Below are 26,825 nucleotides of genomic sequence, written 5' to 3' on the forward strand. Positions count from 1 at the left end.
TCTTGAACGAAAAAAACAGCCTGCTGGCCGAATTCGAAGGTGTCGTCTCCGGTCATCGCGACGGGCACGGATTTGTGGTCCGCGACGACGGACAACCCGACATCTATCTTCCCTCCAATGAAATGCGGGCGGTGCTGCACAAGGACCGCGTGAAGGCGCGGATCGTGCGCCTGGACCGCAAGGGGCGCCCCGAGGGTCGTGTCACCGAAATCATCGAACGCTCATCTGCACCGATCATCGGGCGCCTGCTGCAGGAGAGTGGCGTCTGGCTGGTGGCGCCTGAAGACAAGCGCTACGGTCAGGATGTATTGGTGCCCAAGGGTGCGACCGGTTCCGCCAAACCGGGCCAGGTGGTGGTGGTCGAGCTGACAGAGCCGCCAGCGCTCTACGGGCAGCCGGTGGGTCGTGTCAAGGAAGTGCTGGGCGAGATCGACGATCCGGGCATGGAGATCGAGATCGCCGTACGCAAGTACGGCGTGCCGCACGAGTTCTCCGATTCTGCGATGGCACAGGCTCGCGCGCTGCCGGATCACGTGCGCTCTAGCGACCACAGGCACAGAGTGGACCTGCGCGACGTGCCGCTGGTCACCATCGACGGCGAGGACGCGCGCGACTTCGACGATGCGGTGTATTGCGAGCCGGCCAAGGTGGGCCGCGCCAAGGGCTGGCGCCTACTGGTGGCGATTGCCGATGTGAGCCACTACGTGCAGACCGGCTCGGCGATCGACGTCGACGCTTACGACCGAGCGACTTCGGTGTACTTCCCGCGTCGCGTGATTCCCATGCTGCCGGAGAAGCTCTCCAACGGCCTCTGCTCGCTCAACCCGGGCGTCGAGCGTCTGTGCATGGTCTGCGACATGCTGATCAACGCCAAGGGTGAGATTCACGCTTACCAGTTCTACCCGGCCGTGATGTTCAGTCACGCGCGTTTCACCTATACCGAGGTGGCTGCGATCCTGCAGAACACGCGTGGACCCGAGGCCCAGAACCGCAAGCCGCTGGTGACGTATCTGCTCAACCTGCACGACGTCTACCGCGCACTGCTGACGGCGCGCAATGCGCGTGGCGCGGTGGATTTCGAGACGGTGGAAACCCAGATCGTCTGCGATGAATCGGGACGCATCGAACGGATCGTGCCGCGCACCCGCAACGATGCGCACAAGCTGATCGAGGAAGCCATGCTGGCGGCCAACGTCTGCTCGGCCGAGTTCATCGCCCAAGGCAAGCAGGCGGGCCTGTTCCGCGTGCACGAAGGGCCAACGCCCGAGAAACAGGAGACGCTGCGCAACTACCTCAAGGCGATGGGTGTGCCGCTGTCGATCAGCGACAACCCGCACCCGTCGGAGTTCCAGCAGATCGCCAATGCCACCAAAGACCGGCCGGAGGCGCAACAGATCCACACGATGCTGCTGCGCTCGATGTCGCAGGCGATCTACACGCCGATGAACCAGGGCCATTTCGGCCTGGCCTTCGATGCATATACCCACTTCACCAGCCCGATCCGCCGCTATCCGGATCTGCTGGTGCACCGGGTCATCAAGGCCATCCTGGCGAAGCAGAAGTACCAGCTTCCCGATTTGCCCACGCCGGGAGAAGCCCACGCCAAGCTCAGCAAACGACTGGCCAGCCGCGTCAAGCCGCCGGCACCCGGTGAAGCCGCCAAGAAGCCTTCTGCCGACCAGATGGCGTGGCAGGCTGCTGGCTTGCACTGCAGCGCCAACGAGCGCCGCGCCGACGAGGCCAGCCGCGATGTCGAAGCCTGGCTCAAGTGCAAGTACATGCGCGAGCATCTGGGCGAGGAATTCAGTGGTGTGGTGACCTCGGTCACCAGCTTCGGTCTGTTCGTGACACTGGATGCGATGTATGTCGAAGGTCTGGTGCACATCACCGAACTGGGCGGAGAGTACTTCCGGTTCGACGAGGCACGCCAGGAGCTGCGCGGCGAGCGCACTGGTATCCGCTATGCGCTGGGCTCACGTGTCCAGGTGCAGGTCAGCCGGGTGGATCTGGATGGTCGCCGCATCGATTTCCGGCTGGTTTCGGGCAACGACGATGTCGTGCTCAGGGCGATGCGGGACAAGACCGGTGGGCAGCCGATTGCTGACGAGAGCCGGGGGCGCGAGCGACCACGCAACGAGCGTGCTCCCGAGAAGGGCAAGCCGGCCAAGGCCCCGAAGCCATCCGGTTCGCGCGCGGCACGCAAGGCAGCTCGGGGTCCGGACAGGGGCACCGAGCGCGGAGCGCCAGGCAATACCCGGAAGGGGCGTCGCTGATGCGGGCGGTGGTGCTGTTCCTGCTGGAGACGGCAGGCTTCCTGATGGTGGGCGCGGCGTTGCTGCGTGCCTGGATGAACCAGGTGAAGGTCAACATGTCAGCCCAGCCCGGTCGCTTCGTGATGGCCCTGACCCACTGGCTGGTAGCGCCTCTGCGCAAGCTGTTGCCGCGGTCGCTGGTCCAGAGCCGCGTCGACTGGGGCAGCCTTGCCGCCGCGGTGGTGCTGGCGCTGGGTTACGGAGTGCTTTGGGTGCTGCTGCAAGCGGCCTTGCTGCCAGCCGCGGTGTCATCGTCGATCCTGCTGGTCATTCCCGAACTTGCATTGAGGTTGCTGGTGCGGGTGATGCTGCAGGGGCTGATGGTGATGCTGCTGGTCTACGCTGTGTTGTCCTGGGTGCAGCCGGGATCGCCGTTGATGGGCATGCTGGACCGGTTGTGCAGCCCGATCCTCAAGCCAGTTCGCCGGGTGCTGCCGCTGATCGGTGGAGTGGACCTGTCGGTGCTGGTGCTGATCGTTCTGTTGCAGGTCGGTCTGATCCTGCTGGGCTGATCAACGTATTCCCGCTGAACCGATGCCCATCGCAAGGCGGTGGGCGGTGAGCGTTTCTTCGCTCCCAGCCACCCACTGGTCGGCCAGATGGCCGTGTGCGAAGACCGCGGCGAGTACGGCGGTCAGCGGATCGCTACCTGCCCGTCTGGCCTGGGTCAAAAGGGAGCCGATCCAGCCGGCCAGCACATCGCCAGTGCCGGCGGTGGCCAGCGCGGGATTGCCACTGCTGTTGATGTGCGGTGTCTGCCCTGGTGCAGCAACGACGGTGCCCGAGCCCTTGAGCACGCAGGTGACGCCGAAGCGCAGGCTCAGGGCGGTTGCCGCTTGCAACCGGTCCCCCATCACTTCCCGGGTGCCGGTGCCCAGCAGTCGAGCTGCTTCCAGCGGGTGGGGAGTGATCACCGTCTGGACGCCACGCGTCTGGCGTTGCGCCATGAGGGTTTGCAGGACGGGGTCTTCCGCCAGATGGTTGAGCGCATCGGCGTCGAGCACCAGCGACACACAGCTCGAGAGCAGGACTGGCAGCACATCGGCCACCGCCGTTCCTCCGCCGCAACCACAAACCACGGTCGCGTCCGCCATCAGGTCACGCGCCTGCGCAAGCAGCCCGGAGCGGCGGAACATCAGTTCGGGACACAGCGGGTCCCAGCGGACCGCGTCGCTGTGGTCACCCAGCAATCCGACGTAGACGCGTCCCGCGCCGGCATGCAGGGCGGCCCGGGCCGCCAGGATGGCCGCACCGGTCATGCCAGCACCACTTTGGGTGATGTCCTGCCCACCGATGACCACCACGTCGCCTTGGGAGCCTTTGTGGGTGGCATGCGAACGGCTCGTTGGCTTGCCGCCGTCCTGTCCGAACAGCTGCGCGACGGGCAGGGGGCTGGCCGACCCATGGGGCTCCAGCGGGTCGAACCACACGGTGCCAGCCAGATCCCGACCGTCGGCGGTGAACAGACCGGGTTTGAGCGTCAGCAGGGAGAGTGTGTGGCGCGGGGCATTCGATGTGTGCGGCGCGGGCCCGAGGTAGACACCAGTGTCTGCCATCAGGCCGCTGGGCACATCGACAGCCAGCACCGGGCATGCCAATGCATGCATCTGCAAGAGGTGTTCCGCGATCAGGGCGGAGGGAGCATTTCGTGCGCCGATGCCGAGCAGGGCGTCGATCACCAGGTCGGCACCGTCGGGTGGGGCGTGGGCGATGCAGACACCAGCAGCCAGTGCTTCGGCGAGTGCTCTCGCTGCGTCTTCAGGAAGCCGTCCCGGTTCGGTGCAGCACAGGGTGACCACAACCTCCGCGGCACCGGGGTGGGTGTGCCGCGCCTCGTGCAGGTGGCGGGCAGCGACCAGGCCATCGCCACCGTTGTTGCCGGGCCCGCAGGCGATCCAGATGCGCCGGGCGTGGGGGGCCAGTGACCGAGCGAGCTGCGCCGTGGCCGTCCCGGCGCGGGTCATCAAGGCAAAGGGCGGAAGGGCAGAGGTCAGCGCATGCTCGATGGCACGCGTGGCCTCCACGCTGTACAGCGGCTCCGGATGGTGGCTGCCGATACGCCGCATGCCACTCAGGCGGGAGGGATGCGCAGCACCTGACCCGGGTAGATCTTGTCCGGGTGGCTCAGCATCGGGCGGTTGGCTTCGAATATCTGCGGGTACTTGTTGGGCGTGCCGTAGAACTCCTTGCTGATCTTCGACAGGTTGTCGCCCTTGACCACGGTGTACATCTGCGACTCAGGTTCCGGGGTCGAGACCGTCATCAGGTCGTTGACGGTGGCGACGTTGGCCACGTTGCCGCAGCACAGGATGACCTTTTCCTTGGTGGTCTGGTCCGGTGCGACACCCGACACCGTGACGGTTTCGCTGGCGGCGTCGTAGCCCACGTCCAGCGCGTCCACATTGAGATTCATGCTCTGGATGTATTTGGCGATCGCCTGGGCGGCGGTCTGGTTCAGCGCAGCGATCTGGTCTGCGCCGGGGGCAGCAGGGGCTGCAGCTTGCGCAGCCTGAGCGTGACCGATGCCGAACAGCTTTTCGCCGGCTTCCTTGATGAAACTGAACATTCCCATGATCTGACTCCTTCGGGTTGAGAAAAATGCCTGTCGATCCTGCGGGGCCGATCCATGCACGTCAAGGAGGCCGTTTGCGGTCACGCCTCGCCCGAAGGGCTTTGCGTCAATTCTGTGCAGTCGATGGCGTTTCTGATGGCATTTCACCACGAACCCGTGGCAAGGCGATGGCAAGTGCCGTCAGTTGGTCCAGCGCTGTGCGCTGTAGGCCCCGGCGTCGATCTCGGCAGTGAGTCCGCCGACCTGGTCTGCCAGCAGGCGGGCACTTGCACAGGCCATGACCCAGCCGTGCACGCCATGCCCGCTGTTGATCCATACGTGCGGCACAGCAGTCTCACCGATTACAGGCAATGCATCGGGGGTGTTGCTGACCTGGGCGCTCCACTCCTGAACTCCGCCAGCCTGACCCAGGCGGATCGCACCGGGAAACCAGTCATCGAGCACCTTGTACAGACGTCTGAAATGCTCCTCCGGGCGATCTGTTTTGCTGGTTCTGTTCAGTGGGCCACTGACGCGCACCCGCTGTGCCATGCGGGCAATCGAAACGCCTTGACGCAGGTCGTGCACGACGGCCACCGGGGCATCGATCGATTCGCGCACCGAGGCGCTCAGCGAGTGCCCGACGTGGTTCTCCAAAGGAAGCTCAACACCAATTTGCCGCAACAATGCGTCGGAGGTCGCCCCTGAGCACAGCACCACACCGTCGAACTGGTCCGTCTCGCCGGAGCCATGCACCAGGTGGACCGGTCGCCCAGGCTGCAGCGCAGTGACAGGCCGCCCGAACTCGAACCGGCAGCCATCTTGCTGTGCGCGTGCACGCAGGGCCAGTGTGAACTGGCGGCAGTTCACCGACCAGGCATCTGGCATGACCATGGAGCCGTGCAGCGGGGTCTCGGTATTGAGTGCCAGTTCAAGCGCACGGGCCTGGTCGCCAGGCATGAGGTGGCATTCGCCACCCATGGCACGCATGCTGGCGCGCAGCTCCTCTGCGACAGCACTGTCGCGCGGATCTCTCCAGACCACCATCATTCCCTGATGGCTGTCGACGGTGATCTGCAAGTGCTCGCAAAGGGCGGCCAGCCGTTCTGCGCCGTACTTCGCGATGGCCAGAATGCCTGGGCCTGGATCCAGATAGGTTGGTTGTTTGGTGCGCGTGAGGCCTTGCCACCAGCCGCCCAGCCCCGATTTCTGTGCATTTTTCCAGTGCAGGGATGCTCTTGCGGCCATCCATTCGGGTGCCAGCAGACCCGCATTGGCAAAACTGGCGCCCTCGGCGGCTGTGCTGCAGCGTTCGAACACCGTGACTTCGTGCCCGTCCTGCGTCAGTTCGTAAGCAGTCGTGACGCCCACAACCCCGGCTCCGACGACGGCGAGTCTCAAGAGATGCTCCGGTTGCAGGTGTTTTGGAAACTCGCTGTTCTCCCGACAGGTGCGGAGACGGAACTGGGTGTCTGGAGGGAGGCTGACATGAAAGGGTGTGCGTGCAGTGACGACCGATGTTCGCTGTCAAGCGTCGCGGACGCCATTGCCTGGGGCGAAGGGAAACCTGGATGGCCTGCTATAATCGATGGGCTTTGCTGATCTAGGGTGCGGAAGCGCCCAAAGCAGCATAGCAAATCCCAAACCAGCCCAACCAGGTGCCGGGTCGATGAATCAACTGCTTTCAGGCGGTGAATCTCGAACCGGTCGGGGCTGGATTTTAGACCCAACCTCTGGAATACATCATGTCCATCTCCATGCGCGAAATGCTGGAAGCCGGCGTCCACTTCGGACACCAGACCCGCTTCTGGAACCCCAAGATGGCGCCGTTCATCTTCGGCCATCGCAACAAGATCCACATCGTCAACCTCGAAAAGACGTTGCCGATGTTCGAGGAAGCTGCCAAGTTCGTGAAGCAGCTGTCCGCCAACCGCGGCACCATCCTGATGGTCGGCACCAAGCGCACTTCGCGCGAAATCGTTGCCGCTGAAGCCCGTCGCGCCGGCGTGCCCTTCGTTGACCAGCGCTGGCTGGGTGGCATGCTGACGAACTTCAAGACCGTCAAGACCTCCATCAAGCGCCTCAAGGACATGCAGGCCCAGCAGGAAGCTGGCCTGGAAAGCATGAGCAAGAAGGAGCAGCTCATGTTCGCCCGCGAAATGGAAAAGCTTGAGAAGGACATCGGCGGCATTCAGGACATGAACGCCCTGCCGGACGCCATCTTCGTGATCGACGTGGGCTTCCACAAGATTGCGATCTCTGAAGCCCAGAAGCTGGGTATTCCGCTGGTGGGCGTGGTGGACACCAACCACTCGCCGGTCGGCATCGACTACGTGATTCCAGGCAACGATGACTCGGCCCGCGCCGTGGCCCTGTACGCCCGTGGCATCGCCGACGCGATCCTCGAAGGCCGTGCCAATGCCGTGACCGATGTGGTCAAGGCTGTGGCCGAAGGTTCCGACGAGTTCGTCGAAGTCAAGGAAGACGCGGCCGCCTGAGCCTCGCCGCCTGTGCGAACGAGGGGCTCCAGTAGCCCCTTTTTCACAAGCGAAACCGATCAATGAACAGTGTGGACCCGCCTGGCGGGTCCGGACAATGGAGAACTGACATGGCAATTACCGCAAGCATGGTCGCCGAACTGCGCGCCAAGACCGACGCTCCCATGATGGAGTGCAAGAAGGCGCTGACCGAGGCCGATGGCGACATGGCCAAGGCCGAAGAGCTGCTGCGCGTCAAGCTGGGCACCAAGGCTGGCAAGGCCGCCAGCCGCGTGACCGCCGAAGGCGTGGTTGCTTCCGCCATCAATGGCGCCACCGGTGCCCTGATCGAAGTCAACTGCGAAACCGACTTCGTGACCAAGAACGACAGCTTCCTGGCGCTGGCCAATGCCGCCGCCAAGCTGGTTGCAGATCACAACCCGGCCGACATCGCCGCCTTGGGTGCTCTGGCCTATGAGCAGGACGGCTTCGGCCCCACCCTGGAAGACGTGCGCAAGGGCCTGATCGGCAAGATCGGCGAAAACATGTCGTTCCGCCGCTTCCAGCGCTGGGCCAACGGCGGCCAGCTGGCTGGCTACCTGCACGGCACCCGCATCGGTGTGGTCGTGGAATTCGATGGTGACGCCGTGGCCGCCAAGGATGTGGCCATGCACGTGGCTGCCATGAAGCCGGTCTCCCTGACCAGTGCCGATGTGCCGGCCGAGCTGATCGAGCGCGAGCGCTCGGTGGCTGCCGCCAAGGCCGCCGAGTCTGGCAAGCCGGCCGACATCGTCGCCAAGATGGTGGACGGTTCGGTGCAGAAGTACCTCAAGGAAGTGTCCCTGTTTGACCAGGTCTTCGTGAAGGCTGCCGACGGCAAGCAGACCGTGGGTGCCTACCTGAAGGCGGCCAACACCACCGCCAAGGGCTTCACCCTGTACGTGGTTGGTGAAGGTATCGAGAAGAAGGTCGACGACTTTGCGGCCGAAGTGGCTGCCCAGGTGGCTGCTGCCAAGGGTGCCTGATACCGCGGATCTCGCGCCTGCCGCTGATCCAGACAACGGGCCGCAAGGCCCGTTGTCACATCTGGCTGGCCGATTTTTACGGAGTCATGACCTTGGGTACCTGAATCGGGTGCCGGTCCTCGCTACACTTGCTGGCTGGGTACGCAGCAAGCGCTACAACAAGAGTTGAATACAGGAATTTGTCCATGCCGTCCTACCAACGCATTCTGCTGAAACTCTCCGGTGAGGCCCTCATGGGCGACGATGCCTTTGGCATCAACCGGGCCACCATCGTCCGCATGGTGGAGGAGATTGCCGAAGTGACTCGCCTAGGTGTCCAGGTGGCGATCGTGATCGGCGGCGGCAACATCTTTCGCGGCGTCGCTGGCGGGGCTGTCGGGATGGACCGCGCCACGGCCGACTACATGGGAATGCTGGCCACGGTGATGAACTCGCTGGCCTTGGCCGACACCATGGACAAGGCCGGGCTGGTCGCTCGCGTGATGTCCGCGATTGCCATCGAGCAGGTGGTCGAGCCCTATGTGCGCCCCAAGGCCCTGCAGTACCTCGAAGAGGGCAAGGTGGTGGTCTTCGCCGCGGGTACCGGCAACCCTTTCTTCACCACAGACACGGCGGCGGCCTTGCGTGGCGCCGAGATCGGCGCCGAGATCGTGCTCAAGGCGACCAAGGTGGACGGCGTCTACACCGCCGACCCCAACAAGGATCCCAAAGCCACCCGTTACGCCTCGCTCACTTTCGACGAGGCCATGGCCAAGAACCTGCAGGTCATGGACGCCACTGCGTTTGCGCTGTGCCGCGACCAGAAGCTGCCGGTCAAGGTGTTTTCGATTTTCAAGCCCGGTGCACTGCGCAATGTGGTGCTGGGCGGCGACGAGGGAACCCTGGTTCACGTCTGACGCAGGCGTGGCTTCGAGCCCCCGTCATTCTTAGGAGCATTCATGAGCATCGCTGAAATCCGTCAGAACGCCGAACACAAGATGCAGCAGTCGCTGGAGTCGCTCAAGGGCAGCATGTCCAAGGTGCGCACCGGGCGTCCCAACCCCCAGATTCTGGACACCGTGCATGTGGACTACTACGGTTCCATGCTGCCGCTGTCGCAGGTGGCCAACCTGTCGATGCTGGATGCCCGCACCATTGGTGTGGCGCCCTGGGAAAAGGGCATGGGTGCCAAGATCGAGAAGGCCATCCGCGAGTCCGATCTGGGGCTGAATCCTCAGAGTCAGGGCGACCTGATCCGTGTGCCGATGCCTCCCATGTCCGAAGAGCGCCGCAAGGAAATGACCAAGATGGTCAAGGGCGAAGGCGAGGGCGCCAAGGTGGCGATCCGCAACCTGCGCCGCGATGCCAACGAGCACATCAAGAAGCTGGTGAAGGACAAGCTGGCGTCGGAAGACGATGAGCGCCGCTCGGTGGAAGACATCCAGAAGCTGACCGATCGAATGATCGTCGAGGTGGACCGGCTGGTTGCCTCCAAGGAGCAGGAAATCCTGGCGGTCTGACCCCAGCGCATTCCGCGTCCCCATGGCTTCCCGTTCCCAATCTGTCAACACGCCCGTCGCGGTGGTGCCGCGCCATGTGGCCATCGTGATGGATGGCAATGGGCGCTGGGCCAAGAAACGGCATCTGCCGCGCGTGGCTGGGCACAAGCAGGGGGTGGATGCTTTGCGCCGGACGGTGCGGGCCTGCCTGGAGCGCAATGTCCAGGTACTCACCGTGTTTGCGTTTTCTTCCGAGAACTGGAACCGCCCGCAGGAAGAGGTGTCTGGCCTGATGGAGCTGCTGGTGCTGGCCTTGTCGCGGGAAGTGCCCAAGCTGAACAAGAACGGCGTTCGTCTGCACTTTCCCGGCGACTCGACTGGTCTGTCGCCGCGCCTCCTGCAAGGCCTTGAAAAGGCGCAGCAGACCACGGCCGCCAACGATCGCATGGTCCTCAATGTCTGCTTCAACTACGGGGGGCGATGGGACATTGCCCAGGCAGCCCGCAAGCTGGTAGAGCAGGGACGTGAAGTCACCGAAGCAGCATTGTGTGAAACCACAGCGCTGGCGCACGTGGGCGATCCGGATCTTCTGATCCGTACCGGCGGCGAGATGCGCATCAGCAACTTCCTTCTCTGGCAGTGCGCGTACACGGAGCTGTTTTTCACATCTTGCCTCTGGCCCGACTTCGATGCCGGCGAGCTCGACCGGGCATTTGCAGATTTCGCCGGTCGTGAGCGCCGCTTCGGACAGACCTCGGAGCAAGTGACGCAGGCTCCGCCAGCTGCAGTTGGCCGGACGCATGCTTAAGCAGCGCATCATCACGGCGCTGTTGCTGCTGGCAGTTCTGTTGCCAGCCATGTTCCATGGTTCGATCGGACCGTTTGCCGCGCTCGCCGTGCTGATGGTGAGCGCCGCAGGCTGGGAATGGGCACGTTTGAATGGCATTGGCGCGATGGGCGCCCGCCTGGTGGGCGTCGCGCTGGGGCTGCTGATGCTCGCGTTCTGGTGGTGGGGTGGGCTCGACCGGGGATGGTTCCCGGTCTGGGCAGGCGCCTCGGCAACCTGGCTGCTGCTGGCACTGGTGATGTTGCGACGCGGTGTGAGCGGCTGGCAGGCCTGGCCTGCGTTGCCGCGGCTGGTCGTCGGCTTGCTGCTGCTGGGCTGCGCTTGGCTCGCACTGGTGCAGGCACGCCAGATCGGGCTCGTGTTTCTGCTGTCCATCCTGACTTTGGTCTGGGCTGCCGACATCGCAGCGTATGCAGGCGGTCGGGCCTTTGGAAAACGCAAACTCGCGCCGACCCTGAGCCCGGGCAAGAGCTGGGAAGGCGCCATCAGTGGCTTTGCAGGTGTCGGCCTGCTGGCGTGGTTCTGGCTGTGGTTTGATGCCACCTACGATGTGGGTGCGCCGAGCCTGTTCAGCCGCCTGTGGGACGCCGGGCCGCTGTGGTTGGGTTTGGCGGTCGTGTTTCTGACCGCCACCAGTGTGGTGGGAGATTTGCTGGAGTCGCTGGTCAAACGTGGCGCCGGCATGAAGGATTCGAGCCAGCTGCTGCCAGGTCACGGCGGCGTGCTGGACCGGGTCGATGCATTGCTGCCGGTGCTGCCGGTGGCGATGTTGCTGACCCAACTGATGGAGACATGAGCTTGGCATTGCAGAACGTCACCGTCCTGGGGTCTACCGGATCGATCGGCACGAACACGCTGGACGTGATCGCACGCCATCCGGACCGCTACCGGGTGTTTGCGCTGACCGCGTCGACCCAGGTCGATCTGCTGCTGGCGCAATGCCAGGCACACCGTCCGCAGTACGCCGTGATGGCCAGTCAAGTGCATGCGCGCGAGCTCGCCGCCAAGGTCAAGGATCTGGGCTTGGCGGTGACGGTGCTGGATGGCACCAGGGCCCTGTGCGAGGTCAGCGCCGATCCGCAGGTGGACGCCGTGATGGCCTCCATTGTGGGGGCCGCCGGTCTGGAGCCGGCGTTGGCGGCGGCGCGTGCCGGGAAAAAGCTGCTGCTGGCAAACAAAGAAGCGCTGGTGGTCGGCGGCGACTGGTTCATGCAGGCCGTGCGTGATGGTGGCGCCACGCTGCTGCCCATCGACAGCGAGCACTCCGCGGTGTTCCAGTCGTTGCCCGAAGATGCGTCCACCTGGTCGCGCCGCGTCGAGAAGATCCTGCTGACTGCCTCGGGCGGTCCGTTCCGCCAGAGGGACCCGGCAACGCTCTCGCGAGTGACGCCGGAGGAAGCCTGCGCGCACCCGAACTGGGTCATGGGACGCAAGATTTCGGTCGACTCGGCGACGATGATGAACAAGGCGCTGGAAGTGATCGAAGCGCATTTCCTGTTCGGTCTGGAGCCATCAAGCATCGAGGTGGTGATCCATCCGCAGAGCGTGATCCACTCGATGGTGCAATACCATGACCGCTCGGTGGTCGCCCAGCTTGGCACGCCCGACATGCGCGTACCGATCGCCTACGGCCTGTCCTGGCCGGAACGCATGGCGTCCGGCGCTTCCGCGCTGGATTTCTCCACGCTGGGTGCGCTGACGTTTGAAAAGCCGGACGATCTGCGTTTCCCTGGTCTGAAGCTGGCCTGGGAAGCGTTGGCAGGCCCGTCGGGCACGACAGCGGTGCTCAATGCGGCCAACGAAGTGGCCGTTGCCGCGTTCCTGGACCGGCGCCTGAGGTTTGACCAGATCCATGCGGTCAACCATGCAACTTTGGCAGCCCTGGTGCCCTCCAAACCTGGCAGTCTCGAAGACTTGCTCGAACTGGATGCACAGGCGCGCGCCCTGGCCTCCACCCAGGTGGCTCGCAGCGGCGGTTGATCCCATTCCATCCGGTCGGCCCAAGCAGCCCCGGGCCTTTTGAATCGCGGAGGATCCATGACCACGTTGATTGCTTTTGTCGTTGCGCTGGGCCTGCTGATTGCAGTGCATGAATACGGCCACTACCGGGTGGCGGTCGCCTGTGGCATCAGGGTGTTGCGGTTTTCGGTCGGTTTCGGCAAACCACTGCTGCGCTGGCAAAAGGCTGGCAGCCCGACAGAGTTCGTGATCTGTGCACTGCCGTTGGGGGGGTATGTGCGCATGCTCGATGAACGGGAGGGGACGGTGGATCCTGCCGAGCGGCATCTTGCTTTCAATACCCAGCCGCTGCGGTCCCGTGCACTGGTGGTCGCCGCGGGGCCCGTGGCCAACCTGTTGCTGGCGATGGTGCTGTATGCCGTGGTGAACTGGAGCGGGGTTGAAGAACCCAAGCCGGTGCTGGCCGCCCCGGTTGCGGGTTCCTTGGCCGAGCGCGCAGGCTTGTCTGGCGGCGAATGGGTGCGCGAGGCAGCGGCTGGCGAAGACGAAGCCACCGACGTGCGCTCCTTTGAAGATCTTCGCTGGCGCTTGACCCAGGCGGCTTTGTCGAACACCGATATGCGACTGGCTGTGGCGAGGGAAGAGGGTGGAGCGACGCGCGAAATCACGTTGCCGCTGAGCCAACTCGATGTCAAGGAGGCTGACGCAAAGCTGTTTCAGCGCATCGGAATTCTGACGCCCTGGACCGAGCCGGTCATGGGCGAGATCATGGCTGACGGTGCGGCCGCTGCATCCGGCCTGCGAGAAGGGGACCGGGTGCTTCGCACCGACGGCAAGCCGGTGACCGACGGTGCTGCCTTGCGTCAGAGAATTCGTGCGGGCGTGGACGCCGACGGCAAGGCTGTCGAACAGATCTGGGACATCGTCCGTGGCGGACAGTCGCTGAGCCTGAGGGTTTTGCCCAGGCCGGAGAGGGCGGGAGACGTCTGGATCGGGCGCATCGGCGCGTTTGTTGGTGCGGCGCCCGCCATGACAACGGTTCGTTACGGTTTTCTCGAGGGTGCCTGGATGGGGGTCCAGCGCACCTGGGAAGTGTCCTGGCTGACCCTGAAGATGATGGGGCGCATGGTGATTGGCGAGGCTTCGCTCAAGAACATCAGCGGCCCGCTGACGATTGCCGACTACGCAGGCAAATCCGCCAGCATGGGCCTCACGCAATATCTCGTGTTTCTGGCGCTGATCAGCGTGAGTCTGGGCGTGCTCAACTTGCTGCCACTGCCCGTCCTCGATGGAGGGCACCTGATGTATTATCTTTGGGAGGGTGTGACCGGCCGCGGCGTGTCCGACGTCTGGCTGGAGCGGCTGCAGCGAGGGGGAGTGGCTGTGCTGCTGGCCCTCATGTGCGTTGCCCTCTTCAACGATATCTCCCGTCTCGTGGGCTGAACGATCTCTCTCTTCATGAAACCAATTACCTCCGGCCTGCGTGGACTGAAGCTGTCCGCCGTTGCCTCCGCTCTCCTGATGGCACTGCCCGCATGGGCCGTTGACCCGTTCCTGCTCAAGGACATCCGTGTCGAGGGCCTGCAGCGCGTCGAACCAGGAACGGTATTCGCCTCGCTGCCATTCCGGATCGGTGACCAGTACAACGACGACAAGGGGTCCACGGCGATCCGTGCGCTGTTCGGGCTGGGACTGTTCTCCGATGTGCGCCTTCAGATCAATGGTGATGTCCTGGTGGTGATAGTTGAAGAACGGCCCTCGGTGGCCGACGTCAGCTTCACAGGCATCAAGGAATTCGACGCCGACATCCTCAAGAAGGCCTTGCGGGATGTGGGACTGGCTGAAGGGCGTCCGTTCGACAAGGCCCTCGCCGACCGTGCCGAGCAGGAACTCAAGCGTCAGTACATCAACCGCAGCATGTATGCGGCTCAGGTGGTCACCACGGTTACGCCGGGTGAGCGCAACCGTGTGAACCTCAACTTCAACGTGGTCGAGGGTGACACTGCCAAGATCAAGGAAATCCGGATCGTCGGCAACAAGGCCTTCTCCGAGTCCACCCTGCGCGATCTGTTCGATCTGGACACCGGCGGCTGGATGAGCTGGTATACCAAGGCCGACCGTTACTCGCGCGCCAAGCTCAACGCCGATCTCGAAACGCTGCGCTCCTATTACCTCTCGCGCGGCTACCTGGAGTTCAAGGTCGATTCGACACAGGTGGCCATCTCTCCCGACAAGCGCGACATGTCGGTCACGGTCAACGTGACCGAAGGCAACCGTTTCGTTGTGTCCGGCATCGCGCTGGAAGGTGAGTACCTCGGCAAAGAACAGGAGTTCAAGTCGCTGGTGACGATCAAGGCCGGTGAGGCCTACAACGCGGAAGAAGTCAGTCGCACGGTCAAAGCCTTCACCGATTATTTCGGTGCTTTCGGTTACGCCTTTGCCCAGGTCGAGGCGGTGCCGCTGGTCGACCGCGCCAACAACCGCGTCTCGTTTGCCCTGCGAGCGCAACCGTCGCGCCGCGTGTACGTGCGCCGCATCAACATCGAAGGCAACAACCGCACCCGCGACGAAATCATCCGTCGCGAGTTCCGTCAGCTGGAGTCGGCCTGGTACGACAGTGACCGGATCCGTCTCTCGCGCGATCGCATCGACCGTCTGGGCTTTTTCACCGAAGTCGGCGTGGAAACCGAACCTGTGCCGGGCACCAACGACCAGGTGGATGTCACCGTGACGGTTGCTGAAAAGCCCACCGGCAACCTGTCCATCGGTGCCGGATATTCGCAGGCCGACAAGCTCTCGTTCATCGCCAGCATCAAGCAGGAGAACGTGTTCGGTACCGGCAACTACCTCGGCCTGGACCTGAACACCAGCAAGTACAACCGTCAGTTCGTGCTGAGCACGACCAACCCGTACTTCACGCAGGACGGCATTTCCCGGACCTTCGACGTGTACTACAAGACCACCCGTCCGTACGACGCACAGGGTGGCGACTACGAAATTGCCACTCCCGGCGTCGGTGTCCGCTTCGGCGTGCCGTTCACCGAAACCGACACGGTGTTCTTCGGCGTGGGGGCGGAACGGGTCAAGGTCACCGCCGGTGACAAGCTGCCCGAGGCCTATGCCGACCAAGGTGGTACCTACCTGCCGGCGACCATCGGCTGGGCTCGCGACAACCGCGACAGTGCACTGGTGCCGACCACAGGGAGGCTGCAGCGCATCAACTCGGAGTTTGGACTTGGTGGTGATCGCCGCTACGCCAAGCTGACCTACCAGTTCCAGCAATATCTTCCGATCACCCGCCAATACACCTTTGCGTTCAACACCGAGCTGGGTGTTGGCAAGGGACTGGGTGGCAAGCCGTTCCCGGTTTTGCGCAACTTCTACGGCGGTGGCCTTGGCTCGGTCCGAGGCTTCGAGCAGGGCACACTGGGTCCGACCTCAGCGGTCACGGGTTCGACAACGGGTGAAACCGTCAATATCGGTGGCTCGCGCAACATCGTGTTCAACGCCGAATTCATCGCTCCGTTCCCGGGTGCCGGCAACGACCGGACGCTGCGCTGGTTCGCCTTCGTGGATGCAGGCAACGTATACGGTGAGTCCGAGAGCGTCGACCTGAGCAAGATGAGGTCGTCGGTGGGCATCGGCCTGAGCTGGATCTCCCCGGTCGGCCCCCTGCGTTTCGCTCTGGCGAACCCGGTGCGCAAGTTCTCGGGCGATAGAATCCAGAAATTCCAGTTTCAGATCGGAACCTCGTTTTGATGAAGACCCTTCAGCGCCGCAATCTCCGCCCTCTGTTTGTCCTGATGGCGGCTGCCTGCGTGAGCCTGTCGGCCATGGCCCAGGATTTCCGTATCGGTTTCGTGAACACCGAGCGCGTGCTGCGCGAGGCCAACATGGCCAAGGCTTCACAGGCCAAGCTGGAGCAGGAGTTCTCCCGCCGCGAGAAAGATCTTCAGACGGTCGGTGCCCAGCTCAAGGCTGCTTCCGACAAGTTTGAGCGCGATGCGCCCACACTGCCCGAAGCGCAGCGTGTGACCCGCCAGCGGCAACTGGTGGATCAGGACCGTGACTTCCAGCGCAAGCAGCGGGAGTTCCAGGAAGACGTCACCATGCGCAAGAACGAAGAGCTGCAACTGGTGCTTGACAAGGCCAACCGTGTCATCAAGCAGGTGGCCGAGTCCGAGAAGTTCGACCTGATCCTGCAGGAAGCGGTGTACATCAATCCCAAGCACGACATCACCGACAAGGTGCTCAACGGCTTGAACAGCGCCAAGTAAGGCCCGGGGCCCATCGTGTCCCGGCCTCTCGGCGCCATCGTCGAAGCCCTGGGTGGGCAGTTGCTGGGTGATGCCCAGCTTTCCATTGAACGACTTGCTCCACTGGCATCTGCCGGTGGCAATGAGCTTTCGTTTGTTGCCCAGGCGCGTTACGCCAGCCAGATCCAGACCACCGCGGCCGGCGCCCTGATCGTGCCGCCCGCGTTGCAGGAGGCCGCCAGCGGTCGTGGCCCCTGCATCGTCACCGACGACCCCTACCTCTATTTCGCGCGCCTGACCCAATGGTGGCGTGCGCAGCATGCGCCCGTCGATCCTCCGCGGATCGATCCCCTGGCGAGCATCCATCCAACGGCCGTGATTGGCGCGGACGTGTCGATTGCGGCGTTTGCGGTGATCGGGGAGGGCGCCCGTGTGGGGGATGGGGCCCGCATCGGATCCCATTGTGTGCTGGGCAGGGATTCCGTGCTTGGTGACGGCACGTTGCTGTATGCACGCGTCACCATCGGCGAACGCTGTGTGGTCGGGCGACGCTGCATCCTTCACTCCGGGGTGGTCATCGGAGCCGACGGCTTTGGCTTCGCGCCGCATCAGGGCGAGTGGGTCAAGATCGAGCAACTGGGCGCCGTGCGCATCGGCGACGACGTCGAGATCGGCGCCAACACATGCATCGATCGTGGCGCGTTGGATGACACAGTCATCGGCAACGGGGTCAAGCTCGACAACCTGATTCAGATCGGCCACAACGTGCGCATCGGCGATCACACGGCCATGGCCGGTTGCGTCGGCGTGGCAGGTACGGCCACGATTGGCGCGCATTGCACCGTTGGCGGTGGCGCGATCGTGCTGGGGCATCTGACGCTTGCCGACCGCGTGAACATCTCGGCCGCGACCGTGGTCACGCGCTCGATCCACAAGCCGGGGCTGTACACCGGCATGTTCCCCATCGACGACAATGCGGCCTGGGAAAAGAACGCCGTCTCGCTCAAGCAGCTCAACCGCCTGCGCGAGCGCGTGCGTGCCCTCGAACAACGCAACGACACCGACTCCAACAAGAATTGAGCCTCACCATGGACATCCACCAGATTCGCAAGCAACTGCCGCACCGTTATCCGTTCCTGCTGGTGGACCGGGTGCTTGAGCTGGAAAAAGGCAAGCGCATCAAGGCGCTGAAGAACGTCACGATCAACGAGCCGTTTTTCGGCGGCCACTTTCCGAACCGTCCGGTGATGCCGGGTGTGCTGATGCTCGAAGCCATGGCGCAGGCCGCGGCGCTGCTGGCGTTCGACACAGCCGGCGTGACCATGGACGACAACACGGTTTACTACTTTGCGGGCATCGATGGCGCCCGATTCAAGCGTCCGGTCGAGCCCGGTGACCAACTGATCATGGACATCGAGCTGGACCGCGTGCGCGCCGGCATCTACAAGTTCAAGGGCGTGATTCGTGTGGGCAACGACGTGGTGTGCGAGGCCGAGCTGATGTGCACCATGCGCACGGTCTCCTGACCGGCCGGGAGCGCGTCATGACGCAGGTTCATGCCACCGCCCTGGTGGACCCCGCCGCCGAGCTGGACAGCTCGGTCGCGGTCGGGCCATACACCATCATCGGCCCCCATGTGAAGGTAGGCCCCGGCACAACGATCGGCGCGCACTGCGTGATCGAGGGCCGCACCACGATCGGTGCACACAACCGCATCTTCCAGTTCAACTCGATCGGCGCGGTGCCGCAGGACAAGAAGTACGCGGGCGAGCCGACCGAACTGATCATCGGTGACCACAATACGATCCGCGAGTTCTGCACCTTCAATCTCGGCGTGCCGGGAGCGGGCGGCGTGACCACGGTGGGCAACCACAACTGGATCATGGCGTACACGCACATCGCACACGACTGCCATGTGGCCAACCACACCACCCTGGCCAACAACACCACGCTGGCAGGGCACGTGAACCTGGCCGACTGGGTGACGGTGGGCGGTCTGACCGGCATTCACCAGTTCGTCTCGGTCGGTGCGCATGCCATGGTCGGTTTTGCCAGTGCCGTCACGCAGGACGTGCCGCCGTTCATGCTGGTGGACGGCAACCCGCTGGCAGTGCGCGGTTTCAACCAGGTGGGCCTGCGCCGCCGCGATTTCTCGCCGACCCGCCTCGCTGCTGTGAAGCAGATGCACAAGCTGCTCTATCGCCAGGGCCTGACCCTGGAGCAGGCACGCACGGCCATCGAGGCGCTGGGCCAGGAAACGCCCGAGTGTGCGGAGGACGTTGACATGATGGGCCGCTTCCTCGCCGCCGCCACGCGTGGCATTGCCCGCTAGTCCGGTCGTTCCCCACATGGACGCGACCCGCCGTTTTGCGCTGGTGGCCGGGGAGGCCTCTGGAGACCTGCTGGCCGGGCTGCTGCTGCAGGGGCTCAAGGGCCGTTGGCCCGGTCTGACGGCCGGCGGCATCGGTGGCCCGTCCATGGTCCGCCAGGGCTTTGATGCCTGGTGGCCCAGCGAGAAGCTGTCGGTGCGCGGCTATGTGGAAGTGCTGCCCAAGCTGCGCGAAATCCTCGCCATCCGCCGACAGCTGAAGGAGCGCCTGATGGGCGAGTCGCGTCCGGACCTGTTCATCGGGGTCGATGCGCCCGATTTCAACTTCGGCCTGGAAACCGCGCTGAAGGCCGAAGGCATTCGCACGGTGCATTTCGTCTGTCCGTCGTTCTGGGCCTGGCGCCCGAAGAAGGTGATGAAGCTGCGCGCGGCGGCCGATCACGTGCTGTGCATTTTCCCGTTTGAACCCGAATTGCTGGCTCGCCACGGTGTGGCCGCGACCTATGTCGGGCATCCGCTGGCGAACGTGATTCCGCTGGTTCCAGACCGCGCGGCCGCGCGGCGCGCCCTGGGGCTGGAGGAGCAGGGCGACGTGATCGCCATCCTGCCGGGCAGCCGGCGCTCCGAGGTGCAGTACCTCGCGCGCCGTTTCTTTGATGCGGCGGTACGGATGCGGGCCCAGCGGCCGGAACTGCGGTTTGTCGTTCCGGCGGTGCCTGCCTTGCGCGAGGCGATCGCGGAACATGCCCGTGCGGCCGGTCTGAACGATGTGCTGATTCTCGAAGGCCGTTCGCACGAAGCGCTCGCCGCGTGCGACGCGACACTGATCGCGTCGGGCACGGCCACGCTGGAAGCTGCGCTGTTCAAGCGGCCCATGGTGATCGCCTACAACATGCACTGGCTTTCCTGGATCATCATGCGGCGCAAGCAGTTGCAGCCTTGGGTCGGCCTGCCGAACATCCTGAGCCAGGAATTCGTGGTGCCCGAGCTGCTGCAGGATGCCGCGACGCCGCAGGCCCTGGCCGACGCCACGCTGGCCTGGCTGGATGCGCCGCAGCGCGTACAGGCGTTGCAGGCCCGATTCACCGACATGCACCATCTGCTGCAGCGCGACACCGCGCGACTGGCCACCGATGCGATCGAAAAAGTTCTTGAAGGCTGAACAGGCGCCGCTGGCCTGGGACGCTCCCGGGCTGGTCGCGGGCGTCGACGAGGCTGGGCGCGGACCGCTGGCCGGACCGGTGGTGGCGGCGGCCGTGATCCTCGACGACCATGCGCCGATCAAGGGCCTGGCCGACTCCAAGAAACTGACCGCGTTGCGTCGCGAAAAACTGTTCGACGAGATCCGCGCCAAGGCGCTGTGCTGCAGCGTGGCCCTCGCCACGGTGGAAGAAATCGACCGGCTCAACATCCTGCAGGCCACGATGCTGGCGATGCAGCGGGCGGTCAAGGGCCTGCGCCTGAAGCCGACCAAGGTGCTGGTCGACGGCAACCGGCTGCCGGTGCTCGATGTGGTGGCCGAGGCGATCGTTTCGGGCGACGCGCTGGTGCCGGCGATTTCGGCGGCATCCATCCTGGCCAAGGTCACGCGCGACCGCATGCTTGGCGAACTGCATCTGCAACATCCCGGTTACGGCTTTGATCGTCACAAGGGCTATGGCACGGCCGAGCACCTGCGCGCCCTGCGCGAGCTGGGACCGTTGCCCGAACACCGCCGCTCGTTTGCACCGGTGGCCCAACTGCTGCAGGAGCGCGGCGCATGAACGATCCGACGCACATCTCTTCCCGCGACAACCCCTTGCTCAAGCGCCTGCGCGTGCTGGCGCAGGACAGCACGGCCTACCGCAAGCAGGGTCAGGTCTGGCTGGAAGGCGACCATCTCTGCCGCGCCTTGCTGGCCCGTGGACATCGCCCGGCGACCGCCGTGTTCAGCGATCGGTACTGGCCGGTGGCGCCGCATGCGCTGCGCGACGCCTGTGAACACCGCGTGCTGGTCCCCGAGGCCTTGATGGCAGGAATCAGTGGCCTTGAGTCGCCGGCTGGCGTGGGCTTTGTATGGGACCTGCCGGCGACAGTGGGCCCGAAGTTGGGGCAGGCAGCCGTGGTGCTCGACCGCCTGCAGGACGCGGGCAACGTGGGTTCAATCCTGCGCAGCGCTGCAGCCATGGGCTTTGCGCAGGTGCTGGCGCTCAAGGGCACAGCCGCACTGTGGTCGCCCAAGGTGCTGCGCGCCGGCATGGGGGCGCATTTCGCCCTGCATCTGGTGGAAGTACTCGCTCCCGAAGACCTTGGCGATCTGGGCGTGCCCATGCTGGTGACCAGTTCCCACCGAGGCGATTTCCTGCACCAGGCGACATTGCCCTGGCCCTGCGCCTGGGTGCTGGGCCACGAAGGGCAGGGGGTCGGCGCCGCGCTGGAAGCCTTGGCCAGCCAGTCGGTGCGCATCGTCCAGCCCGGTGGCGAAGAGTCGCTGAATGTGGCGGCCGCCGCGGCGATCTGCCTGCACGCCAGCGCCGCCGCGCGCTGAATGCGTCGGCCTTCCAGGGCGGGCGCAAAAACAGTGTTCAGACAGGTCCTTGTAAGGGCGATCACCGAAGGCGAGCGGCTATAATTCCGGGGTTTACCCGCAATCGACGCATCCCGCGCGTCCGCCCCGGCTTCCTGCCAAGGTCCCCCGTCCTTTCCCCCCATGTCGCACCCTTGGTGCGGCCCTGCGGGAGCGAGCGCGAATCTCCTCGGTCTGTGTCCCATGGCGGCAGTGGGAGTGTCCGAATCACCTCTGGAGAAAACCGTGCTTCCCGTCCACCCGAAAGCCCTACTAGCGCTCGCCGACGGCACGGTCTTTACAGGGATTTCCATCGGCGCCACCGGTCAGACGACCGGCGAGGTGGTGTTCAACACCTCGATCACCGGCTACCAGGAAATCCTCACCGATCCGAGCTACTGCCAGCAAATCGTCACCCTCACGTACCCGCACATCGGCAACACCGGCGTGAACCGTGAGGACGTGGAGGCCGACCGCATCCATGCCGCTGGCCTGATCATCAAAGACCTGCCTCTCCTGGCGTCCAACTTCCGCAGCGAAGAGACCCTGTCCCAATACCTGCAGCGTGAAGGCACGGTGGCCATCGCCGACCTCGACACCCGCGCACTAACCCGTCTGCTGCGCACCAAGGGCGCTCAGAACGGCTGCATCGTGGCCCTGCCGGCAGGAGAGGCCATCACCGACGCCCACCGCACACAAGCTGTCGCCGCCGCCCAGGCCGCGCCCAGCATGGCGGGCCAGGATCTGGCCAAGGTCGTCTCTGCCACCGCGTCCTATCCCTGGAGCCAGTCCGAGTGGAAGCTCGGCAGCGGCTACGGCGAGCAGACCGAACCGAAGTTCCACGTCGTGGCTTACGACTTCGGCGTCAAGAAGAACATCCTGCGCATGCTGGCCGAGCGTGGCTGCAAGGTCACGGTGGTGCCCGCGCAGACGCCGGCTGCCGAGGTGCTCAAGCACCAGCCCGACGGCATCTTCCTGTCCAACGGCCCCGGCGACCCGGAGCCCTGCGACTACGCGATCGCCGCCGCCCAGGAACTGATCGAAACCGGCACGCCGACCTTCGGCATCTGCCTGGGTCACCAGATCATGGCGCTGGCCTCGGGTGCCAAGACCTTCAAGATGAAGTTCGGCCACCACGGCGCCAACCACCCGGTCAAGGACCTGGACAGCGGCCGCGTTTCCATCACCAGCCAGAACCACGGTTTTGCGGTCGACGAAAAGACCCTGCCGGCCAACCTGCGCCCCACGCACGTGAGCCTGTTCGACGGCACGCTGCAGGGCCTGGCCCGCACGGACAAGCCAGCCTTCTGCTTCCAGGGCCACCCGGAAGCCTCGCCCGGTCCCCACGACATCGGGTACCTGTTCGACCGCTTCATCGGTCTGATGGAACAAGCCAAGGTCTGACATGAAGCTCTTCAGTTTCCCGGTCTTCGCCATCGAGAAAGCCATCGCCAAGCGCATGCTGGTGCTCGAATCGCCCCACAAGGAGTGGTTCGCCCAGCGCTGGGCCCAGAAGCCCTACCGCAAGGCTTTCATCGAAAACAAGGCTTCGCCGCTGGTGACCCTGATCGCCAAGGGAAAGACCTGGGACGACGAGACCTTCAACACAGAGATGGCCGCCTGGGACGCCCAGTTCTATCCGGCCGAGGCCGAGGTGCTCAGGCCCATCATCGAAGGCGACGGCCTGCTGCAACTGATGCAGAAAAACGTGCCCGCCGAGCGCATCCAGGCGCTGCTGAACAAACTGGAAACCCAGCGCCAGGCCTGAGTCCGGCGCCCTGACACACACGCGAACCCATGCCCAAAAGAACAGACATCCAGACCGTCCTCATCATCGGCGCCGGCCCGATCATCATCGGCCAGGCCTGTGAGTTCGACTACTCCGGCGTGCAGGCCTGCAAGGCGCTGCGCGAAGAGGGCTACAAGGTGGTGCTGATCAACAGCAACCCCGCCACCATCATGACCGACCCGGCCACGGCCGACGTCACCTACATCGAGCCCATCACCTGGCAGACGGTCGAGAAGATCATCGCCAAGGAGCGTCCGCTGACCGCTGGCGGCTTTGCCATCCTGCCAACCATGGGTGGCCAGACTGCGCTGAACTGCGCGCTGGACCTGTGGCGCAACGGCGTGCTCGACAAGTACAAGGTCGAGCTGATCGGTGCCACGCCCGAAGCCATCGACAAGGCCGAAGACCGCCTGAAGTTCAAGGACGCCATGACCAAGATCGGTCTGGGCTCCGCGCGCTCGGGCATCGCCCACAGCATGGAAGAGGCCTGGACCGTCCAGAAAATGACTGGCTTCCCGACCGTGATCCGCCCTAGTTTCACGCTGGGCGGCACCGGCGGAGGCATTGCCTACAACCCGGAAGAGTTCGAAACCATCTGCAAGCGCGGCCTGGAAGCTTCGCCGACCAACGAGCTGCTGATCGAAGAATCGCTGCTCGGCTGGAAAGAGTACGAGATGGAAGTGGTGCGCGACAAAGCGGACAACTGCATCATCGTCTGCTCGATCGAGAACCTGGACCCGATGGGTGTGCACACCGGCGACTCGATCACCGTGGCCCCGGCCCAGACGCTGACCGACAAGGAATACCAGATCCTGCGCAACGCCTCGCTGGCCGTGCTGCGCGAGATTGGTGTGGACACCGGCGGCTCCAACGTGCAGTTCTCGATCAACCCGGCCGACGGCCGCATGGTCGTGATCGAGATGAATCCGCGCGTTTCGCGTTCCTCGGCGCTGGCTTCAAAGGCCACCGGTTTCCCGATTGCCAAGGTCGCGGCCAAGCTGGCCGTTGGCTACACGCTGGACGAGCTGCGCAACGAGATCACTGGCGGCGCCACGCCTGCGTCGTTCGAGCCCTCGATCGACTACGTGGTGACCAAGATCCCGCGTTTCGCCTTCGAGAAATTCCCGACCGCCGACAGCCGCCTGACGACACAGATGAAGTCGGTGGGCGAGGTGATGGCCATGGGTCGCACCTTCCAGGAGTCGTTCCAGAAGGCCCTGCGCGGCCTGGAAGTCGGCGTCGACGGCATGAACGAAAAGACCCAGGACCGCGAGATCCTGGAACGTGAACTGGGCGAGCCCGGTCCCGAGCGCATCTGGTACGTGGGCGATGCCTTCGCCGCTGGCTGGACGCTGGACGAGGTGCACCACTTCACCAAGATCGACAAGTGGTTCCTGATCCAGATCGAAGAGATCGTGAAGATCGAGCTGCAGCTGGAGAAGACCAGTCTGGACGCGATCAATGCCGACACACTGCGTGGCCTGAAGAAGAAGGGCTTCTCTGACCGCCGTCTGGCCAAGCTGCTGCAGACCACCGACGCCGCCGTGCGCGAGCGCCGCAAGCTGTTCAATGTGCGCCCGGTCTACAAGCGTGTGGACACCTGCGCCGCCGAGTTCGCCACCGACACAGCCTACCTGTACTCGACCTACGAAGGTCACGGAGACGGCGAGTGCGAGGCCGAGCCGACGAACAACAAGAAGATTATGGTGCTGGGCGGTGGTCCCAACCGCATCGGCCAAGGCATCGAGTTCGACTACTGCTGCGTGCACGCTGCGCTGGCGATGCGCGAAGACGGGTACGAGACCATCATGGTCAATTGCAACCCGGAAACCGTATCGACCGACTACGACACCAGCGACCGCCTGTACTTCGAGCCGCTGACGCTGGAAGACGTGCTGGAAATCGTCGACAAGGAAAAGCCCGTCGGCGTGATCGTTCAGTACGGCGGCCAGACGCCGCTCAAGCTCGCGCTCGGCCTGGAGGCCAACGGCGTGCCGATCATCGGCACCACACCCGACATGATCGACGCGGCCGAAGACCGCGAGCGCTTCCAGAAACTGCTGCATGACCTGGGCCTGCGCCAGCCGCCCAACGCCACCGCGCGCGCCGAACCCGAAGCGCTGGAAAAAGCCTCGGCCCTGGGCTACCCGCTTGTGGTGCGCCCCAGTTATGTGCTGGGCGGACGCGCGATGGAAATCGTGCACGAGCAGCGCGACCTGGAGCGCTACATGCGCGAAGCCGTCAAGGTGAGCAACGACTCGCCGGTGCTGCTGGACCGCTTCCTGAACGACGCCATCGAGTGCGACGTCGACGCCGTGCGCGACGCCTCGGGCCGCGTCTTCATCGGCGGCGTGATGGAACACATCGAACAGGCCGGCGTGCACTCGGGCGACTCTGCCTGCTCGTTGCCGCCGTACTACCTGTCCAAGGCCACGGTGGACGAACTCAAGCGCCAGACTGCGGCAATGGCCGAAGGCCTGTCGGTGGTCGGCCTGATGAACGTGCAGTTCGCGATCCAGGAGGTCGACGGCAAGGACGTGATCTACGTGCTCGAAGTGAATCCGCGCGCCTCGCGCACGGTGCCCTTCGTCTCCAAGGCCACGGGCATCCAGCTGGCCAAGGTGGCCGCGCGCTGCATGGCCGGCCAGACGCTGGACCAGCAAGGTATCGGCGCGGAAGTGAACCCGCCGTACTTCAGCGTCAAGGAAGCCGTGTTCCCGTTCGTGAAGTTCCCGGGCGTTGACACCATCCTCGGTCCCGAGATGAAGTCGACCGGCGAAGTCATGGGCGTGGGCAAGACCTTCGGCGAAGCCTTCGTCAAGAGCCAGCTGGGCGCCGGCACCAAGCTGCCGACTTCGGGCAAGGTGTTCCTCACGGTCAAGAACGGCGACAAGCCGCGCGCCGTTGCTGTGGCCCGCGAGCTGCATGGCATGGGCTTCGAGCTGGTCGCCACCCGCGGCACCGCCGCTGCGATCTTGGCCGCCGGCGTGCCGGTGGCTACCGTGAACAAGGTGACCGAAGGCCGCCCGCACATCGTGGACATGATCAAGAACGGCGAGATCGCCCTGGTCATCAACACGGTCGAAGAGCGCCGCAACGCGATCGCCGATTCGCGCCAGATCCGCACTTCGGCCCTGCTGGCCCGTGTGACCACCTTCACGACCATCTCGGGCGCCGAAGCGGCCGTCGAAGGCATGAAGCACATGAACAGCCTGGGCGTGATCTCGGTGCAGGAAATGCACGCGCAGCTGTAGCAC

Annotated in this window: 24 protein-coding genes; 21 read left to right on the forward strand and 3 right to left on the reverse strand. The window is 64.4% G+C overall.

Annotated features, from left to right (window positions below; translation table 11 throughout):
* Positions 1–2 precede the first annotated feature (2 nt).
* On the forward strand, positions 3–2,273 hold the full coding sequence (gene rnr / locus ACLIJ1_RS04250) for a ribonuclease R (protein ID WP_411364225.1): 2,271 nt from the start codon (positions 3–5) through the stop codon (positions 2,271–2,273).
* Positions 2,273–2,824 carry a YggT family protein gene (locus ACLIJ1_RS04255; RefSeq protein WP_411364226.1) on the forward strand — a complete coding sequence of 184 codons (552 nt, stop codon included), beginning with the start codon at positions 2,273–2,275 and terminating at the stop codon, positions 2,822–2,824. The genes rnr and ACLIJ1_RS04255 overlap by 1 nt, the downstream gene beginning before the upstream one ends.
* On the opposite strand, the gene ACLIJ1_RS04260 is transcribed toward ACLIJ1_RS04255, so the two are convergent.
* From ACLIJ1_RS04260 to ACLIJ1_RS04270, 3 genes are all read right to left on the reverse strand, one after another.
* Positions 2,825–4,378 carry an NAD(P)H-hydrate dehydratase gene (locus tag ACLIJ1_RS04260; protein ID WP_411364227.1) on the reverse strand — a complete coding sequence of 518 codons (1,554 nt, stop codon included), beginning with the start codon at positions 4,376–4,378 and terminating at the stop codon, positions 2,825–2,827.
* A 5-nt stretch (positions 4,379–4,383) separates the two neighbouring features.
* On the reverse strand, positions 4,384–4,884 hold the full coding sequence (gene lysM / locus ACLIJ1_RS04265) for a peptidoglycan-binding protein LysM (protein WP_411364228.1): 501 nt from the start codon (positions 4,882–4,884) through the stop codon (positions 4,384–4,386).
* A gap of 180 nt (positions 4,885–5,064) precedes the next feature.
* On the reverse strand, positions 5,065–6,282 hold the full coding sequence (locus ACLIJ1_RS04270) for an NAD(P)/FAD-dependent oxidoreductase (protein ID WP_411364785.1): 1,218 nt from the start codon (positions 6,280–6,282) through the stop codon (positions 5,065–5,067).
* Between the two features lie 326 nt (positions 6,283–6,608).
* On the opposite strand from ACLIJ1_RS04270, the gene rpsB reads away from it, so the two are divergent.
* The 19 genes from rpsB to carB all read left to right on the forward strand — a co-directional run bounded on the left by rpsB (position 6,609) and on the right by carB (position 26,822).
* Positions 6,609–7,361: a 30S ribosomal protein S2 gene (gene rpsB, locus ACLIJ1_RS04275; protein WP_411364229.1), complete on the forward strand. Its 753-nt coding sequence runs from the start codon at positions 6,609–6,611 to the stop codon at positions 7,359–7,361.
* Positions 7,362–7,471: 110 nt separating this feature from the next.
* Positions 7,472–8,365, forward strand: coding sequence for a translation elongation factor Ts (gene tsf, locus ACLIJ1_RS04280; protein WP_411364230.1), 894 nt, complete (start codon positions 7,472–7,474; stop codon positions 8,363–8,365).
* A 185-nt stretch (positions 8,366–8,550) separates the two neighbouring features.
* Positions 8,551–9,261, forward strand: coding sequence for a UMP kinase (pyrH, locus tag ACLIJ1_RS04285; protein ID WP_411364231.1), 711 nt, complete (start codon positions 8,551–8,553; stop codon positions 9,259–9,261).
* Positions 9,262–9,303: 42 nt separating this feature from the next.
* Positions 9,304–9,864 carry a ribosome recycling factor gene (gene frr / locus ACLIJ1_RS04290; protein ID WP_411364232.1) on the forward strand — a complete coding sequence of 187 codons (561 nt, stop codon included), beginning with the start codon at positions 9,304–9,306 and terminating at the stop codon, positions 9,862–9,864.
* A gap of 22 nt (positions 9,865–9,886) precedes the next feature.
* Positions 9,887–10,651, forward strand: coding sequence for a polyprenyl diphosphate synthase (gene uppS / locus ACLIJ1_RS04295; protein ID WP_411364233.1), 765 nt, complete (start codon positions 9,887–9,889; stop codon positions 10,649–10,651).
* Positions 10,644–11,486 (forward strand): phosphatidate cytidylyltransferase, encoded by an 843-nt coding sequence (locus tag ACLIJ1_RS04300; protein ID WP_411364234.1) that lies wholly within the window; start codon positions 10,644–10,646, stop codon positions 11,484–11,486. The genes uppS and ACLIJ1_RS04300 overlap by 8 nt, the downstream gene beginning before the upstream one ends.
* Positions 11,483–12,670, forward strand: a complete 1,188-nt coding sequence (gene ispC / locus ACLIJ1_RS04305; RefSeq protein ID WP_411364235.1) for a 1-deoxy-D-xylulose-5-phosphate reductoisomerase — start codon at positions 11,483–11,485, stop codon at positions 12,668–12,670. The genes ACLIJ1_RS04300 and ispC overlap by 4 nt, the downstream gene beginning before the upstream one ends.
* 57 nt (positions 12,671–12,727) lie before the next feature.
* Entirely contained in the window at positions 12,728–14,092 is a 1,365-nt protein-coding gene (rseP, locus tag ACLIJ1_RS04310) for an RIP metalloprotease RseP (RefSeq protein ID WP_411364236.1), read from the forward strand.
* 15 nt (positions 14,093–14,107) lie between these two features.
* Positions 14,108–16,408, forward strand: a complete 2,301-nt coding sequence (bamA, locus tag ACLIJ1_RS04315) for an outer membrane protein assembly factor BamA (RefSeq protein WP_411364237.1) — start codon at positions 14,108–14,110, stop codon at positions 16,406–16,408.
* Positions 16,408–16,926 (forward strand): OmpH family outer membrane protein, encoded by a 519-nt coding sequence (locus ACLIJ1_RS04320; RefSeq protein ID WP_411364238.1) that lies wholly within the window; start codon positions 16,408–16,410, stop codon positions 16,924–16,926. The genes bamA and ACLIJ1_RS04320 overlap by 1 nt, the downstream gene beginning before the upstream one ends.
* Positions 16,927–16,941: 15 nt before the next feature.
* Positions 16,942–17,985, forward strand: a complete 1,044-nt coding sequence (lpxD, locus tag ACLIJ1_RS04325; protein ID WP_411364239.1) for a UDP-3-O-(3-hydroxymyristoyl)glucosamine N-acyltransferase — start codon at positions 16,942–16,944, stop codon at positions 17,983–17,985.
* 8 nt (positions 17,986–17,993) lie between these two features.
* Positions 17,994–18,431 carry a 3-hydroxyacyl-ACP dehydratase FabZ gene (fabZ, locus tag ACLIJ1_RS04330; RefSeq protein ID WP_411364240.1) on the forward strand — a complete coding sequence of 146 codons (438 nt, stop codon included), beginning with the start codon at positions 17,994–17,996 and terminating at the stop codon, positions 18,429–18,431.
* 17 nt (positions 18,432–18,448) lie between these two features.
* Entirely contained in the window at positions 18,449–19,237 is a 789-nt protein-coding gene (gene lpxA, locus ACLIJ1_RS04335; RefSeq protein ID WP_411364241.1) for an acyl-ACP--UDP-N-acetylglucosamine O-acyltransferase, read from the forward strand.
* 16 nt (positions 19,238–19,253) lie between these two features.
* Positions 19,254–20,396, forward strand: coding sequence for a lipid-A-disaccharide synthase (lpxB, locus tag ACLIJ1_RS04340; RefSeq protein ID WP_411364242.1), 1,143 nt, complete (start codon positions 19,254–19,256; stop codon positions 20,394–20,396).
* Complete coding sequence (rnhB, locus tag ACLIJ1_RS04345) at positions 20,368–20,997, forward strand: ribonuclease HII (protein WP_411364243.1); 630 nt, start codon at positions 20,368–20,370, stop codon at positions 20,995–20,997. Before lpxB ends, rnhB begins: the two co-directional genes overlap by 29 nt.
* On the forward strand, positions 20,994–21,761 hold the full coding sequence (locus tag ACLIJ1_RS04350) for a TrmH family RNA methyltransferase (RefSeq protein ID WP_411364244.1): 768 nt from the start codon (positions 20,994–20,996) through the stop codon (positions 21,759–21,761). The genes rnhB and ACLIJ1_RS04350 overlap by 4 nt, the downstream gene beginning before the upstream one ends.
* Before the next feature lie 264 nt (positions 21,762–22,025).
* Complete coding sequence (gene carA, locus ACLIJ1_RS04355; protein ID WP_411364245.1) at positions 22,026–23,183, forward strand: glutamine-hydrolyzing carbamoyl-phosphate synthase small subunit; 1,158 nt, start codon at positions 22,026–22,028, stop codon at positions 23,181–23,183.
* 1 nt (position 23,184) lies between these two features.
* Positions 23,185–23,547, forward strand: a complete 363-nt coding sequence (locus ACLIJ1_RS04360; protein ID WP_411364246.1) for a hypothetical protein — start codon at positions 23,185–23,187, stop codon at positions 23,545–23,547.
* A gap of 29 nt (positions 23,548–23,576) precedes the next feature.
* The gene (gene carB, locus ACLIJ1_RS04365; RefSeq protein WP_411364247.1) at positions 23,577–26,822 is read left to right on the forward strand and encodes a carbamoyl-phosphate synthase large subunit; all 3,246 of its coding nucleotides are present in this window, start codon (positions 23,577–23,579) and stop codon (positions 26,820–26,822) included.
* The last annotated feature ends 3 nt before the right edge of the window (positions 26,823–26,825 follow it).

It is taken from the genome of Hydrogenophaga sp. RWCD_12 (assembly GCF_046604225.1).
Lineage (GTDB): Bacteria > Pseudomonadota > Gammaproteobacteria > Burkholderiales > Burkholderiaceae_C > Hydrogenophaga.

Bases quoted from the DNA above. Each gene is read 5' to 3' on its own strand.
- ACLIJ1_RS04255 (WP_411364226.1), top strand. From the start codon at position 2,273: ATGCGGGCGGTGGTGCTGTTCCTGCTGGAGACGGCAGGCTTCCTGATG.
- ACLIJ1_RS04260 (WP_411364227.1), bottom strand. From the start codon at position 4,378: ATGCGGCGTATCGGCAGCCACCATCCGGAGCCGCTGTACAGCGTGGAG.
- lysM (WP_411364228.1), bottom strand. From the start codon at position 4,884: ATGGGAATGTTCAGTTTCATCAAGGAAGCCGGCGAAAAGCTGTTCGGC.
- rpsB (WP_411364229.1), top strand. From the start codon at position 6,609: ATGTCCATCTCCATGCGCGAAATGCTGGAAGCCGGCGTCCACTTCGGA.
- tsf (WP_411364230.1), top strand. From the start codon at position 7,472: ATGGCAATTACCGCAAGCATGGTCGCCGAACTGCGCGCCAAGACCGAC.
- pyrH (WP_411364231.1), top strand. From the start codon at position 8,551: ATGCCGTCCTACCAACGCATTCTGCTGAAACTCTCCGGTGAGGCCCTC.
- frr (WP_411364232.1), top strand. From the start codon at position 9,304: ATGAGCATCGCTGAAATCCGTCAGAACGCCGAACACAAGATGCAGCAG.
- uppS (WP_411364233.1), top strand. From the start codon at position 9,887: ATGGCTTCCCGTTCCCAATCTGTCAACACGCCCGTCGCGGTGGTGCCG.
- ACLIJ1_RS04300 (WP_411364234.1), top strand. From the start codon at position 10,644: ATGCTTAAGCAGCGCATCATCACGGCGCTGTTGCTGCTGGCAGTTCTG.
- ispC (WP_411364235.1), top strand. From the start codon at position 11,483: ATGAGCTTGGCATTGCAGAACGTCACCGTCCTGGGGTCTACCGGATCG.
- rseP (WP_411364236.1), top strand. From the start codon at position 12,728: ATGACCACGTTGATTGCTTTTGTCGTTGCGCTGGGCCTGCTGATTGCA.
- bamA (WP_411364237.1), top strand. From the start codon at position 14,108: ATGAAACCAATTACCTCCGGCCTGCGTGGACTGAAGCTGTCCGCCGTT.
- ACLIJ1_RS04320 (WP_411364238.1), top strand. From the start codon at position 16,408: ATGAAGACCCTTCAGCGCCGCAATCTCCGCCCTCTGTTTGTCCTGATG.
- fabZ (WP_411364240.1), top strand. From the start codon at position 17,994: ATGGACATCCACCAGATTCGCAAGCAACTGCCGCACCGTTATCCGTTC.
- lpxA (WP_411364241.1), top strand. From the start codon at position 18,449: ATGACGCAGGTTCATGCCACCGCCCTGGTGGACCCCGCCGCCGAGCTG.
- lpxB (WP_411364242.1), top strand. From the start codon at position 19,254: ATGGACGCGACCCGCCGTTTTGCGCTGGTGGCCGGGGAGGCCTCTGGA.
- rnhB (WP_411364243.1), top strand. From the start codon at position 20,368: ATGCGATCGAAAAAGTTCTTGAAGGCTGAACAGGCGCCGCTGGCCTGG.
- ACLIJ1_RS04350 (WP_411364244.1), top strand. From the start codon at position 20,994: ATGAACGATCCGACGCACATCTCTTCCCGCGACAACCCCTTGCTCAAG.
- ACLIJ1_RS04360 (WP_411364246.1), top strand. From the start codon at position 23,185: ATGAAGCTCTTCAGTTTCCCGGTCTTCGCCATCGAGAAAGCCATCGCC.
- carB (WP_411364247.1), top strand. From the start codon at position 23,577: ATGCCCAAAAGAACAGACATCCAGACCGTCCTCATCATCGGCGCCGGC.